Here is a 15,392-nt window from a genome sequence, read left to right as displayed (position 1 = left end):
AAATATGAAAATTTTAGTTTCTGCCTACGCCTGTCGGCCAAAAATGGGATCTGAACCAGGAGTTGGCTGGAATATGGTTCAAGAATTAGCTCAAAGAGGTGAGGATGTATGGATACTTACACGTCAGGATAATCAACCGAGTATTGAAGCTGAATTATCCAAGATGCAAGTTTCTGGACTGAACTTTATTTATCATGACTTACCTTCCTGGGCTAGATGGTGGAACCGAGGACAAACAGCACTGTATTTTCACTATTATTTTTGGCAAATAGGTGCATATTTTCGAGCTAGGAACTTGCATGAGCAAATTGGCTTTGACTTAGTACACCATGTCACCTATGGTAGATACTGTTTTCCTAGCTTTTTGTCATTATTGCCAATACCTTTTATTTGGGGCCCATTGGGAGGCGGTGAAGCAGCGCCAAAGAGTTTTTGGCGTGATTTTAATTGGCGTGGCAAAGCTTATGAAAGCTTACGGAACTGGAGCCGTTGGATAGGCGAACGCGACCCTTTTGTAAGAATGACAGCCAGAAAAAGTGCTGTAGCTATAGTCTGTACATCAGAAACAGCTGATTGTGTAAGTACCTTAGGTGCGAAACGTATAGAGAGAATATTGGGACAAACAGGTGTAAATAGGCAAGATATTGCTCAATTTGAACGATACGCTGTTTCGCACGACCAAGCTCCCATCAGATTTGTCAGTATGGGACGTTTACTGCATTGGAAAGGATTTCATCTTGGTTTACGTGCCTTTGCAGCAGCTAAATTGGAACAGGGTGAATACTGGATTATTGGCCAAGGGCCAGAACGTCAAAGACTAGAAGCTCTAGCTCAGGAACTAGGAATTTCTGAGCAAGTAAGATTTTTAGGAAGCCTGCCTCGTGAAGAAGCATTACGTATACTGGGAGAATCTTGTGCTTTGATTCACCCTAGCCTGCATGATTTTTCACCTACAGTTTGCATAGAAGCAATGGCAGCCAGTCGGCCAGTAATTTGTTTGAATTTAGGAGGCCCAGCTTTTCAAATTACAGAAGAAACAGGTTTTAAAATTTCTAGTAATTGTCCTGAAGATGCAGTCCAAGGCATAGCAAAAGCAATAGTTTGTTTAGCTCAAGATCCAAAACTAAGAAGCAAAATGGGAAAAGCAGGGCAAAAGCGTGTGAGTGAGTTATATGACTGGGAAATTAAAGCAAAGTCTTTAGTTGAACTTTATGAAGATATTCTTGCTAGTCAGCAGTCTTTAGAATCACCAAGTGTAATTCAAACCTAAAACGCTACACTCAGGTTATTAAATCACTCATTATTCCAAAAGAAATTTCCTAAATGCGTATTCTCAGCATTCATAACAACTATCAAATTCGTGGCGGCGAAGATGAATCTCGTGAGGCAGAAGAAAGGCTTTTACGAGAAATGGGTCATGAAGTTGATGTTTACCAAGAACATAATGACCGGGTAGCATCTATTGGTGCTGTGCCGATGGCGTTGAGAGCAGTTTGGTCTAAAGAGTCTTACAATATTGTTAAACAAAAACTTAGGCAGTCAAATTGCAATATTGTTCATATTCAAAATTTTTTCCCGTTGATTTCTCCCTCTGTCCACTACGCGGCTAAGTCAGAGGGATTACCTGTTGTTCAAACTCTGCGTAATTATCGTTTGTTGTGTCCTAATGGCTTATTTTTTCGTGATGGACAAGTCTGCGAAGATTGTCTAGGGAAGTTTATACCTTATCCCGGAGTGGTGCATGGTTGCTACCGAGAAAACCGTCCAGCCACGATCGCTGTAGCAACAATGTTAACAGCTCATCGGGCTATGCGTACTTGGATGGAAATGGTAGATATTTATATTTCTTTAACTGAGTTTGCAAAGCAGAAGTTTATTGCTGGAGGTTTTCCTGCGGAAAAAATCATAGTTAAGCCCAACTTTGTCCATCCCGACCCTGGTGTCGGAGATGGTTCTGGTGGTTATGCTTTATTTGTCGGTAGACTATCTGTAGAAAAAGGATTGGATACTTTACTTACAGCTTGGAACTATTTGGAAGGGAAAGTTCCTTTGAAGATTATTGGTGATGGGCCTTTAGCAGATGAAGTAGTGGAAGCAGCGAAAAGATTACCCAAAGTAGAATGGCTGGGACGTAGACCAATGTCTGAAGTGCATAAATTGATGGGAGAAGCAATGTTTTTAGTGTTTCCTTCCAAATGGTATGAAACTTTTGGTCGAGTAGCTGTTGAAGCTTTTGCTAAAGGTACTCCTGTGATTGCTGCTAATATTGGAGCGATCGCAGAATTAATAGACTCAGGTCGCACTGGCTTACTTTTCTCTCCTGGCAACCCAGAGGATTTAGCCAATAAAGTACAATGGGCTGTTGCTAATAAGGGGTTACTAGCTCAAATGCGCCAAGAAGCTAGGACTGAATTTGAATCTAAATACACAGCACAACAGAACTATTATCGGATGATAGCGATTTATGAGTTAGCTTCTAATCGCAGCCTATTAAAAATCTAATGTATTCTATTTTAAATAACATAAATTTTATGTGAAGTGAAAAGATACATAAAATATATATTTATACTATATCTAATAATATATTTGTACAATTATTTTCTATGTGCATCGTTTCCATAACTGAACATCAACAAATAGCAGCTAAAGTAACCCATGCTGGATAAGACAAGTATTTATCTTAAAAGTGACACAGAAAAATCTGCCCTAGCCGATAAATTTCTCAACTGGCATAGTTGGGTGCTTTTAGGATATGCCTTATGTGGCAGAGGCTTTTCTTACGTCGGGGTTGCTCCTGCTTATATTGGGGAAATTACTCTTCTTTTCGGACTGTTCACTTTAAGCATCAATAAGTCAATTCCAAAGCTTCTTAAGATACCTCAAGCTTGGTTTTTAATCATATTTATGGTGTGGTGTTGCATAAATACCATACCTTATATTCCAGTATATGGCTTGTTTGCTATACGTGATGCAGCATTGTGGTATTACTGTTTTTTCGCCTTGATAGTTGCAACATTATTACTTAGCAAACCACAGCGCTTTTTGTTCATGGTTTCTCAGTATGAGCGCTTCTGTAGAATTTTTATTATTCTGATACCATTTTTATGGGTAATACCAAGATTTATCCCATTACCTCGCTTCCCTGGCGCTGATGTTAAAATTATTTCTTTAAAACCAGCTGATACCATGACTCACTTGTCTGGAATCACTGGTTTCTTTCTTAGCTCTAATTTACTACAATTACAACCAATATTATTTACTTTAATATTTTTTGTGAATTTAGGAGTTGTAGCTATTAATGCAAATCGTTCAGGAATGCTGGCTTTTTTAAATGCTTTTTCTATAGTCAGCCTAGCTAAATATAAAAGTAATAAAACTTGGCGCATAGTAACTATTATAGTTTTAATCATTTTATTAGCATTTATCATCAATCCAGAAATATTTGAACCGTTAATTAACAAATTTTTAAGCATTTTTGTTGATAATAAACAAAGGCAAGGTTCAAAAGAATATCGCCTAGAATGGTGGACTTATTTAATCAAATCCACTATTTCAGATTATTTTTGGACTGGTCGAGGATTTGGTTTCAATTTAGGTGCTGGTACTGGTTTTGACCCTGTAGGTGGTGGTGTTGTACGTAGTCCCCATAACGGGCATGTTACAGTACTCTCTCGTACTGGAGTGCCTGGGTTTGTTCTTTGGCTAATAGTTCAACTAGGTTGGGCTGGAAGCATACTAGCCAAATATTTGCGGTGCAGAAGAAAGGGACAAACAAAATGGGCTGGTATATTTCTAACTTTACTAGCTTATTGGGTGGCTAGTATGACTGTCACATCATTTGAAGTAATTATTGAAGGCCCTACAGGTGGCATTTGGCTATGGACAATGTATGGTGTTGGTTTAGCAGCGATGCAAATATACAAACGTTATCCGCAAATTTTTGATGCAGAAATTGACTCTGTAAAATGATATGTAAATAAGCATTTTAGATAATGCTAACTTAAATTATGAAAATATTACAAAAATTAACTTTATTAAAGCAGCCATTAATGCTCAACAAATAATCATTAATAATTATTATGAAAATTCTTATTTCTGCATACGCCTGTGAACCAGGTAAAGGTTCTGAGCCAGGAGTAGGCTGGAATGTTGTTAGGGAAATAAGCAAATATCATCAAACTTGGGTTTTGACCTCCCAATGTCATCGCTCAGCTATTGAAGCGAAATTAGCGCAAGACCCACAACCTAATCTGAATTTTATTTATTTAGATCCTTTTGGTTTAATTATAGATTGGAGTCATAAAGGTAAAAAAACACAAAAGTGGGTATATATTCACTATTATTTATGGCAAATTAAAGCTTACTTTATTAGTCGATCACTTCATCAAAAAATTGACTTTAACATTGTGCATCATGTAACTTATGTCAAATATAATAGCCCAAGTTTTCTTTGTTTATTACCAATTCCCTTTATCTGGGGGCCTGTTGGAGGAGGAGAATTAACTCCCAAAAATTTTTGGCAAAGTTTGAATTTAAGTAGCAAAATATATGAGTTGTTGAGAAATATAGCTTGCTTTATCGGAGAGTGCGATCCTTTTGTTAGTTTAACGGCACAACGCAGCATTTTAACTTGGGCTACAACTGAGGATACTGCTAAAAGGCTACATCACTTGGGGGCAAAAAATATTCAAGTGTATTCTCAGCTTGGTATATCTCAAGAAGAATTAGTTAGTTTTGAAAACACATTTCAACCGGATCAATCTACTATCCGCTTTATCAGCGTGGGTAGACTGCTGCATTGGAAAGGATTTCATCTAGGACTATTAGCATTTGCAAAAGCAAATCTATCTAATTCTGAGTATTGGGTTGTTGGAGAAGGATCTGAACGAAAATCCTTAGAAAAGATAACTCACGAACTAGGCATTGATAAACAAGTAAAATTTTGGGGTAGTTTGTCTCGTGATGAGACTTTAAGTAAAATAAGCAACTCTCATACGCTAATTCATCCAAGCTTACATGACTCTGGAGGATTAGTATGTTTAGAAGCCATGTCTGCTGGCTTACCAGTGATTTGCTTAAATTTAGGAGGCCCAGCACTTCAGGTTACTGAAGAAACTGGCTTTAAAATCCAAGCACCTACACCTGAAGAAGCAGTAAATGATATTGCTAAAGCAATGATGTGTTTAGCTAAAGATCCAAAATTAAGGTTAGATATGGGTCAGGCTGGACAAAAGAGAGTCATAGATGTTTTTAGCTGGGAAATTAAAGGTTTATACTTGTCACAGTGCTATGAAGAAGTCTGCAAACAAGCATAGTAATTCTGATAATGTACATATATTAGTTTCAAGAATATATATTTTAGATAAATTTCTCTTACAGTACTAAATTTAGCACTGATTAAACAGTATTAATTCATATTCACTAGTGCAGAGAAACAAGCATGAAGCTGTTAATTTTACATAATCGCTATCGATTAACTGGAGGTGAAGATCAAGTAGTTCAAGCAGAAAAAAAACTGTTAGAAGCTCATGGACATAATGTGATTATCTTAGAAGAAAATAACCTGAATATCGTAAATATTTGGGACACATTAGCTGCCGCTGGAGGAGCGATATATTCATTTGCATCCAAACAGCGAGTTCAAGCGGAAATTACGCGTTTTTCTCCTGAAATAGTTCATGTACATAATTTTTTTCCTTTACTTTCCCCTGCTGTGTATGATGCTTGTTACAGTGCGGGAGTACCAGTTGTGCAAACGTTGCATAACTATCGCCTTGCTTGTCCTAAAGCAATGCCATTTCGAGATGGCAAGATTTGCGAAGATTGTATTGGTACATTAATACCTTGGTCTAGTGTTGTGCATGGCTGTTATCGCAATTCTCATATTCAAAGTTCTGTGGTAGCTGCTATGACTACATGGCATCGGTTAAGAGGAACTTGGCACAAGAGAGTCAATGCTTATATTGTTCTAACCCAATTTCAAAAAGAAAAAATGATCCAAGCTGGACTACCAGCAGGAAAAATTTATATCAAACCAAATTTTGTTTTTCATACAAATACTAAAAAGTCAAATAATCATTGTGGTAATTACTTTCTATTCGTTGGTAGATTATCAGAAGAAAAGGGAGTTTCTCTTCTAATTGATGCATATATTCAAAATAATATATCAATACCACTAAAAATTGTAGGTGATGGCCCACTACGTCAAGTATTACAGAACAAAGTACAAAAAGCAGGTCATACAGATTTAATTGAATTTTTAGGATATCAAGATAAATCAATAGTTATTTCATTAATGAAAAATGCTAATTTTTTGGTATTTCCTTCTATTTGGTATGAAGGTTTTCCATTAACAATCCTTGAAGCATTTGCCTCTGGTTTACCTGTACTAGCATCTAGGTTAGGAAGTCTGGCAGAAATAGTTGAAGATCAGGTAACTGGATTACATTTTGAAGCCGGGAATCCACAAGATTTAGCTAATAAAATTAACTGGGCAATTACTCATCCTGAAAATATGAATATTTTTGGCAATAATGCTCGTTATATTTATGAATCTAAATACACCTCAGCAGTAAATTATAAGCAATTAATGTCTATTTACAAAAATGTTATTCAAAATTGTTGATTTATATAAAACAATAAAACTACAAAGCCTACTCATCGAGTAGTTAAAGAAACTAAGATATACAATTATAAATAATATTTATTAATTAAGCAATAAAAATTAGAAAGTGCTTTTTATATCGGATAAAAACTTTTAAGTTTGGTCATAAAGATTTCAATATCTTTATTAACTTATAGCACTTGAAGTATAGGTTAGGGCAGTCTTGATTACTCAAAACTTGTCACAGACTGGATTTTATCTCAGCACTCAGCACTTTGCTATATTAAAGACTCCTGCCGTTGTACAAAAACCCAAGCATGTGATTTATAAGCTAAGAAATCGTTTATCAAAGCAATGGCAGTAAGTAAATAGTAACTTGGTTCAAGAGTACATTTTGGAGCTTTTTATTTAAACTCATTGGGTTGATTTTGAGTTTTTACAAAAATATTAACAATCAAGCGGAATGGTCTTAAAAAATAGTATAAAAATGATAAAAACTTAGGTAGAGGTATCCAACTTTTATCTGCAATCGTTGGAACAATTAAATTTTCATAGCAATATGCTATTTTGTCCCAAGGGTGTTCTATCAATTTTAAATGAAATAGGGTAGATTTTAATTGGCTTTGTGTTGCATAATTTGGCTCAGGATGAGTCAGTTGTATAACGACTTCTGCGGATAAGGCTTTGACTAGTGAGTTAGCTTCTATTGTTTGTAATATTAATTCAGGTAGTTGAGCATCTAAAACATTATGAGCTAGTGAAAGCCCTAATAGCAGCATTCGTGTCATTCTTATTTTTGCAGCTTGTTGCAAAATTTTTTCCCAATTGACATCAGTATGAGTGCGTAGTACTTCAGCCAAGTCACAAATTCTATTCAGCCATAACCAACAGTCTTTTCCTCCTTGTGAACAGAGAATAATGATCAGGTTTTCGGCAGAAAAGCTAAGTATTTGTTTATCAACAAAAGATATCTTTTGAGTGTCTTTCCATATCCAGTCTGAATTAGATGGTAATGAAAACTTCTTGGATAAAATTCCTTGATGGACATCTAAAGTGACTTGCTCTTTACGATTAATTAAATGTAGTTCCCAATGAGAGCGTAAATAAGCCTCTTGTTCTTGAAGATTGAGAGATTTAAGATAAGCTGCTTCTTGTTCACTACTATCGGCGTATGGCTCAAATCCTTGATCTATCAATATTTGTTTAGTTTTAATAAAGTCTTTTCTTTGAACAAGAAGATCTAAATCACCAAAAGAGCGGCGCGATATGTCTCCGTAAGCTGTAGCAGCTAATATCGGCCCTTTAAAAGGAATTACAGGAATTTCATTTTGAGCAAAAGTATTTAATATACTTACAAGTTTACTAGCAAGTAATAAACTACGTTGCGTATTAAAATAATAGTAATTTTGTAGTGACTGGAAGATATTATTAGGGATAGATTGAGAACCAAACTTCTTAATATTTATAAATAATAATGGTAAAACTTTGTGATAACTCGCAATTTCGATAAGATACGGCCAGTTAATTTCTCTTTGTAACAATATTTTGATTTTCATAGCTGTTTTTTCGCATATACAAGTACGACAACAGCAAATTAATAGTTCGGTTTCAGGCGTTAAGGTATTTTGCTTAAAAGATTTATTTTCTGAAAAAACTTGATTCATATAATAAATTTATTAAAGCAATTATAATAAAATTTTATCATAATATCCAAGTTATGATTAATTTATTTTTTTAGGTTTTACGCTAGATAAATATGGAGTTAAGAAGATAGATTACTCTGATTAATGGAGAAGAAATTGAATTACGATTTTTAAATTTAATTGAGTTAATTTAACTAAAATAGCTAAAAAAATAGCTAGAATCTATTCTAGCTAAAGTGTTTATTAATTAAATCGCATTTCACTGCTCAGAAATTTTTCTATGATTGACTAACTTAGTTTCTGAGATTGACAGATGTTATGGTCGTAATTACTCACTGCGCAGAGTAATAAGATCCAAACTTTCTACTTTGGGAACAGTTACTTTTCCTTGACGCATCAAAGCAGTGCCGATATAGACATTGTTAACATTACTGTTAGAACGATACATTTTCATCTTGATGTCACCAGCTTGAGCTAGTTCTTCAACAAACACCGTGACAGCAAAAGTTTCTGCTGGAAGACCAGTTTGGGGATTAGTTGCCATTGTACCTTCTGGAAGACCCAAACTAGCAGGAAGTGGAAAGTAAAATTTGTCAGAAGTAAAATTACTTACACCTATTCCCCAAGAGCCATTAGGGTTTTTAGCGCTGGCAACAGTAATTCGAGGTTTTTTGCCATAACTCCATGTCATGTTTTTATCAAGCGAACTATAGCTTCTTCTGAATACTGCTCCGACATCAAAGGTGTGACTCAGTTGCTGGAGATAATAATATTTTTGAAACACGTCATACCGAAATGGCTTGACAAAGTAACGAATTAGCCGTGTGGCATTATCTGTCTTATCTGCTGGTGCATGTCCGATAAACCAAATCCAGTGAGTTACCCGATTGTTCATGTCGCTGAGAAAGCGGGAAGCAGCCGAAGCGGCTTGAATTGCATCTCCTGGATCTTCTGGCCCATTAGCACCAGCTTCTGTAATCCAATACTCTTTATTTGTTCCTTCAATCAGTGCAGCGATCGCAGGTGTTGCTGCCATATTGTAAGAATGAGTCGAAATTGCAGCCAGCGCTTTCCACGCATCGGGGTTATTTTTAATCGCTGTGATTACTCGGACAGCTAAACTGTCACCATTCGCTAACTCAGGTGTAACTATTTTTACATCTTTTAAATTACGATTATCCAACTGTTGGCGCAGAGCTTTAACCATCACAGGCCATTGAGCATCTGTGAACTTACCAGCTGGTTCATTCATTATACCGGTAGCATGAATTTTAACTCCATACTCCTGCTTCATCTGAGATATAAAATTAGCTAAAAGAACAGCATGATTGACAATTTCAGAGTCTTTAATGTTACTACTATTCGCTGCCTTCATATAGGATGGAAAATTACCTGGAGCTAACAGTAAAGTAGTACATCCGTTCGCCAAAGCATCTGCAATCAAACCAGAGGTTACATAAGATTTGACAAAATCAGCAGGATTTTGTTGTCCCGGCTGAGGTGCATATTTATTAGGATCAAACCATAATCTGACAATTTTAAAATTTCCCTCTTTACAAATCAGTTTTTGAAGTGTATTTTTTTCTGATTGTTGTAGTTTTCCATATTGTATGGAAGTTCCAAGAGTTTGACTAGCGCCTAGGCCTTGATATGTTTGTCTTGCTCCTGTTTTGACTGTGATGTTAATGGGAGTGATGGCAAATGCACTAGATAATGGTTGTGCCAAAAATGCCGCAGATGCTATTAAGGAACACAAAAAAGAATTATGTTTACTCATGAACAAAATCCTGAACTCATTAGGGAACACTGAACTCTTTCGATTTCTCTATCTCAGAGAAACTGCGTAAATAGGGCTGATACTGCAATGTGATTCAGGTTAACTTAATATTTGCGTGTTTGGTATGAGAAAAAACTCGTAACCAGTATTAAAAAAACAGAAGAAAAAGTATTGAATAAAACTAGTGATTCTACGTAAAATTTAAATTAAATCAAAAACAATTTAATCTTAAAGTGTTACTATACAATGCTTTGGTTGCTTTATATGTGCTTTTCAGCTTTGATGTAGCCTGTAACACCAAGAATCTAAATGGTAGTTTGTTTGCGTATATTTTGGGTGAAGTAAATTAGAAAATCTCATATATATATTTTTATTTTTGCGTATAAAATTTATATGACTTGCCAACACAGATTCAATCAAGAAATGAATTTACAAATTACATAACTTATACATAGTGGTTTTAAGCTTTTTGACGAGTAAAGACAACATTGATAAACTTGTAATTTTATTTTTTATTTGCTGAGATTTGAGATTGCAGATTTGTAGATTTTTGAATTTTTAAATTTGCTTAACTGCTACTAAGCGATCGCCTGACAATTAAATCTGAGCCAGAAAATTAGTCAAACTATTTAGACCTATATATTTGTGATAAATAAAGCAAGAATTTTATACTAAAATTTGTCAGACCATTAACTTTGAGTGGAATTGCTGCTACAAATTTGATGAAGCGAAAAAAAAGGCTTACTACAAAGTAGTAGCAGCCAGATATAATCAATTGATTTTAGAATGTCTCTAGCAGTAATTTGCAGGGTTATCTGCTGTTGTAGTTGGCGACAGCAGCTCGAAGATTTCCTTGGTGTTCTGATAAAAGCCGATCGCCTTCTTCTTTTTCTAAACCAGTCCAATGCATCAATAAAGCCAGCTTCACCCATTTACCGCTACGTTCTAGTAGTAAAGCCGCAGTTTCCCTACTTAAACCTGTGAAGTCTTGCAGAATTCGCAAAGCGCGATCGCGGAGTTTTTGATTTGTTACCGCTACATCTACCATACGATTGCCGTAAACTTTGCCGAGCTTCACCATCACCCCAGTGGACAAGATATTTAAAGTCAGTTTTGTGGCTGTACCAGCTTTTAAACGAGTTGAACCGGCTAATACTTCTGGCCCAGTCAAGAGGCGAATATCAATATCAACATCGATACTAACTTGTTCTTTTGGTACACAAGCAATAAATATAGTAACGGCTCCTCTTTGACGAGCAGCGTTCAGCGCTCCATGAACAAAAGGTGTTGTCCCACCAGCCGTAATACCGACCACTACATCCAATTGTGTAATCTGTCTTTGGGCGATCGCTGCTTCTCCATCTTGGGCGCGGTCTTCTAAGTCCTCAGAACTGCGTACCAGTGCGCCAGCACCACCAGCAATGATTCCTTGCACTAATTCTGGAGGTGTACAAAAAGTAGGGGGACACTCAGCTGCATCTAACACTCCTAACCTACCACTTGTTCCCGCACCTATATAAAATAAACGTCCGCCTTGGTGTAAACGCTCTGCTGTTTGTTCAATTGCTTGAGCTAACTCAATTTTAGCCGCTGCTACTGCTGCTACTGCTTTTTGGTCTTCGTTATTAAACAGTTCTACTAATTCTAAAGAACTAAGTTGATCTAAGTTGAGACTGAGAGGATTTATCTGCTCAGTTAAAAGATGCCCACGTTCCTGCAAATCTGCCATGTTTTCTATTTCCTGTGTGATTTGTCATTTGTCAACAACAAGGGTGTAGGGGTGTCGGGTGTAAGGGTTGTAAAGAAAGCCCTAATAATAGTTGACTAGTTATATCTCGATTTCACAGGTTGCTTCATTCACTTACACCCCTACCTCCTTATACCTTGACACTCACCCTAAAGAGTTACTAATGACTAATGACCAATGACTAATTACAATAATCCTTCGAGTTTACGGCGAATACTTTCGAGTTCCGAGTCAGAAAATTCTGTTTCCTCTGCTGGTGGGACTTGTGCGTCGTACTCACTCTCATCAGTATCTTCATTTTCGGCATCTATTTGCCAGTCAGTTTCTTCTACGTTCAGTTCTGGAGGAATCACTAAATCGCTATTTTCGGGAACGATTTCCCAGTCGTAACCAGCACTTTCGCAAAATTCCTTAATTTCTTCTGAATCAATCGCTTCGACTGTAGGTGTAGGGAAATCCTGAGCTTCTAGCATCAGGGCAAAGCGCAGAGCATCATCTTCTGACTCAAACATGAGAATTTTATTGCGATCGCCAACTCGAACGGTATGAATTCCTTCATTGTCTGTATGAGCATTAAAAATTAAAACAAATATACGCATTGGTGTAATCATCTATCCTTTTACTTAAATTTCTTTATCTAGCCGCTTTTGAGGGTAATTTGCTGCAACAAACAATATAAAATTGTCGAAGCACAGGGCATGGATTGTCGATGCTCTTGGTGAAATTATCTAATTTTTTTACAGCTAATTATCTACTTTCTCAAGTGTCATCTATCTATTGCCATGCGCATCAAAGCTATAAATAGGGACTTTTGGCCAAATTTTCGCAAATTCAGTAGGTTTTTACGTTTATTTTTGTATTTTTTGATCAGTCTACTGTGTGTGCTTGGTTCGCCTGGGTTAGCAGTTTTACCTCATAATATCTATTCTTCATCTTTATTGACGAACGCCAGCATTACAGCTTCACCTTTACAGCAAGGTAAAATTCTTTATAATGCTGGGCGCTTTGCTGAAGCAGTGCAAGTACTACAACAAGCAGCACAAGAATACGAGCAAACAGCAGATCAACTCAAACTAGCTATCACCCTGAGCAATTTATCTCTCGCTTACCTGCAACTAGGCGCACTCCCAGAGGCACAGCAAGCAATTACTAAGAGCTTGAAATTGCTTGAAGGTAAACAGAATCTGCAAGTATTTGCCCAATCCCTAGAAATTCAAGGTCGTCTGCAATTGGCAATGGGGAAAGCAGAAGCAGCTTTATCAAGTTGGCAGCAAGCAGAAGAAATTTATCAGCAAAGCAAAAATTATAGTGGTGTAGTGCGATCGCAGATTAATCAAGCACAAGCTTGGCGCACTCAAGGTTTTTACCGCCGTGCAATTCAAATGTTAGAAGCAGTGAATCAACAGTTGCGATCGCAACCAGATTCTCTAGAAAAAGCTGTAGGGTTGCGATCGCTGGGTAATGCATTGTTAATATCAGGAAGTCTGGAAAAATCCCACGAGGTTCTAGAACAAAGTCTAGCGATCGCTCAACGCCTAGAAGCTCATCATGACATGGCAGCTAGTTTTTTGAGTCTGGGAAACAACGCACGTAAACAGGAGCATACACAGGATGCGATCGCATATTATCAACAAGCTATCAAACTAGCTACCTCACCTTTAGCCAAAATCCCTGCACAACTTAATTACCTCAGTCTCCTAATTGAAGCTCAACAATTAGTAGAAGCCTTATCTTTATTACCTTCCATTCAATCTGAAATTAATCAACTACCTGCAAGCCGCACGGCTATTTATGCCCAAATTAATTACGCCCAAAGCTTGATGAAATTGGGTATTGCATATCAACAAAAAAATTCTACACCTGACTCTCAAATTCCGAATTTTCCCAAAATTGCGCAGATGCTTGCTGATGCTGTGAAACAATCTCACAGTTTAGGCGATCGCCGTGCCGAAGCCAATGCACTTTTGAGCTTGGGTAATTTGTACGAACAAACTCAGCAGTGGTTAGAAGCTAAAAGTCTAACTCAGCAGGGGTTAATCTTAGCACAGGCAAGTACAACACCAGACATTGCCTATCGCTTGCAATGGCAGTTAGGTAGATTACTGTGGCAACAAAAAGATTTTACAGGAGCGATCGCTGCTTATGATGCGGCCGTAGAAACTGTTAAATCTCTGCGTAGTGACTTAGCAACAATTAATCAAGACATTCAATTTAATTTTCGGGATAGCGTTGAACCGATATATCGTCAGTCAGTAGAGTTACTATTGCAATCTCAAGCCGCAAAACCAGATGCGAAAATTTTAGATCAGGCACGTCAGCGAATAGAAGCATTGCAATTAGCAGAATTAGATAATTTCTTTCAAGAAGCTTGTTTAGAAGGTCAAAACGTTCTCCTCGACCAAGTAGTCAAAAATAAAAATTCCACTGCGGCTATTTTTTACCCGATCATTCTCCCTACACAACTTCAGGTAATTGTCAAGCTACCTGATCAACCCCTGAAGAATTACAGCATTAATGTTACCCAAGCAGAAGTAGAAAAAGTTACAACAAATCTGAGAAGTGTTTTGGTCAACCCCACGGCTATTAGAGCTATTAGAAGCCAATCCCAAACGATTTATAACTGGCTAATTAAACCTGTTGAGTCGGATTTATCAGTAAAGAAAGTTGATACTTTAGTATTTGTGCTGGATGGGGTATTACGTAATATCCCAATGGCATCTTTGTATGATGGTCAACAATACTTGATTGAGAAATATGCGATCGCCTTGAGTGTTGGTCTACAACTACAAAATCCTCAGCCTTTAGTACAACAGAAACTGAAAGCCTTAATTGCTGGGTTAACTCAGCCTCCACCGGAGTTTTCCAACTTTGCACCATTACCTGCAATTAAGTCAGAAGTTAACTCTATTTCCAATGCTGGAATTGCCACAACCAATCTGTTAGATCAACAGTTCACCAGCAAAGCACTAGAAAAAGAAGTCAACTCAGTCCCTTTCAATGTGGTACATTTAGCCACTCATGGCCAGTTTAGTTCTCGTGCTGAGCAGACTTTTATCTTAGCTGCTGATGGGCCAATTAATGTCAAGCAATTTGACAGCCTACTCCGCAGTCGAGATGAAACTCAAGCACAAGCAGTAGAACTGTTAGTATTGAGTGCCTGTCAAACAGCCGCAGGAGATAAACGTGCTGCTTTAGGACTTGCAGGTACAGCAATTCGAGCCGGTGCGCGTAGCACTCTAGCTTCTTTGTGGCAGATTGATGATGAATCCACAGCTTTGTTTGTCGGTGAATTTTATAAAGAACTCAAAAAAGGTAACATCAGCAAAGCTCAAGCTCTCCGTAATGCTCAACTCAAAATTTTGCACCACCCCAATTACAAAGCACCTAGTTTTTGGTCTGCTTATGTCTTAATTGGTAATTGGTTGTAAGTTAGGGGCTAGTCTTCCGTAGGTTGGCTGGAGGCGCACAAAATATATTGACAGCAAAACGGTAAATTCACATTCGCGCCGTAACCCAACACCAGATATCTTGATTTTGTTGGGTTTCGCTTCGCTTCACCCAACCTACTTGCTTGTTGAAATATTCTCTGAAAATATGATGATTTGGTGTTGGGTTTTGCTG

At 37.2% G+C, this 15,392-nt stretch carries 10 protein-coding genes; 6 read left to right on the top strand and 4 right to left on the bottom strand.

From position 1 onward, the window contains the following. Positions 1–4 precede the first annotated feature (4 nt). The 5 genes from ACMX3D_RS20380 to ACMX3D_RS20360 all read left to right on the top strand — a co-directional run bounded on the left by ACMX3D_RS20380 (position 5) and on the right by ACMX3D_RS20360 (position 6,625). Complete coding sequence (locus ACMX3D_RS20380; protein WP_482747661.1) at positions 5–1,270, top strand: glycosyltransferase family 4 protein; 1,266 nt, start codon at positions 5–7, stop codon at positions 1,268–1,270. 53 nt (positions 1,271–1,323) lie between these two features. Continuing rightward, positions 1,324–2,502, top strand: a complete 1,179-nt coding sequence (locus ACMX3D_RS20375; protein ID WP_482747660.1) for a glycosyltransferase family 4 protein — start codon at positions 1,324–1,326, stop codon at positions 2,500–2,502. 153 nt (positions 2,503–2,655) lie between these two features. Further along, complete coding sequence (locus ACMX3D_RS20370; protein WP_482747659.1) at positions 2,656–3,969, top strand: O-antigen ligase family protein; 1,314 nt, start codon at positions 2,656–2,658, stop codon at positions 3,967–3,969. A 110-nt stretch (positions 3,970–4,079) separates the two neighbouring features. Further along, entirely contained in the window at positions 4,080–5,315 is a 1,236-nt protein-coding gene (locus tag ACMX3D_RS20365; protein ID WP_482747658.1) for a glycosyltransferase, read from the top strand. A 125-nt stretch (positions 5,316–5,440) separates the two neighbouring features. After that, complete coding sequence (locus tag ACMX3D_RS20360) at positions 5,441–6,625, top strand: glycosyltransferase family 4 protein (protein WP_482747657.1); 1,185 nt, start codon at positions 5,441–5,443, stop codon at positions 6,623–6,625. 383 nt (positions 6,626–7,008) lie between these two features. Here the strand turns inward: ACMX3D_RS20360 and ACMX3D_RS20355 are convergent, their stop codons facing one another. The 4 genes from ACMX3D_RS20355 to ACMX3D_RS20340 all read right to left on the bottom strand — a co-directional run bounded on the left by ACMX3D_RS20355 (position 7,009) and on the right by ACMX3D_RS20340 (position 12,382). Beyond that, the gene (locus ACMX3D_RS20355; RefSeq protein WP_482747656.1) at positions 7,009–8,268 is read right to left on the bottom strand and encodes a nucleotidyltransferase domain-containing protein; all 1,260 of its coding nucleotides are present in this window, start codon (positions 8,266–8,268) and stop codon (positions 7,009–7,011) included. Between the two features lie 307 nt (positions 8,269–8,575). Beyond that, complete coding sequence (locus tag ACMX3D_RS20350) at positions 8,576–10,024, bottom strand: glycoside hydrolase (protein ID WP_482747655.1); 1,449 nt, start codon at positions 10,022–10,024, stop codon at positions 8,576–8,578. Between the two features lie 811 nt (positions 10,025–10,835). After that, positions 10,836–11,753, bottom strand: coding sequence for an N-acetylmuramic acid 6-phosphate etherase (murQ, locus tag ACMX3D_RS20345; protein ID WP_482747654.1), 918 nt, complete (start codon positions 11,751–11,753; stop codon positions 10,836–10,838). A 203-nt stretch (positions 11,754–11,956) separates the two neighbouring features. Further along, positions 11,957–12,382 carry a DUF3110 domain-containing protein gene (locus ACMX3D_RS20340; RefSeq protein WP_482747653.1) on the bottom strand — a complete coding sequence of 142 codons (426 nt, stop codon included), beginning with the start codon at positions 12,380–12,382 and terminating at the stop codon, positions 11,957–11,959. A gap of 171 nt (positions 12,383–12,553) precedes the next feature. On the opposite strand from ACMX3D_RS20340, the gene ACMX3D_RS20335 reads away from it, so the two are divergent. Next, entirely contained in the window at positions 12,554–15,199 is a 2,646-nt protein-coding gene (locus tag ACMX3D_RS20335) for a CHAT domain-containing protein (protein ID WP_482747652.1), read from the top strand. Positions 15,200–15,392 lie beyond the last annotated feature (193 nt).

This window comes from Anabaena sp. TISTR 8404, from assembly GCF_056847745.1.
This window is presented reverse-complemented; position numbering and strand designations above follow the sequence as displayed.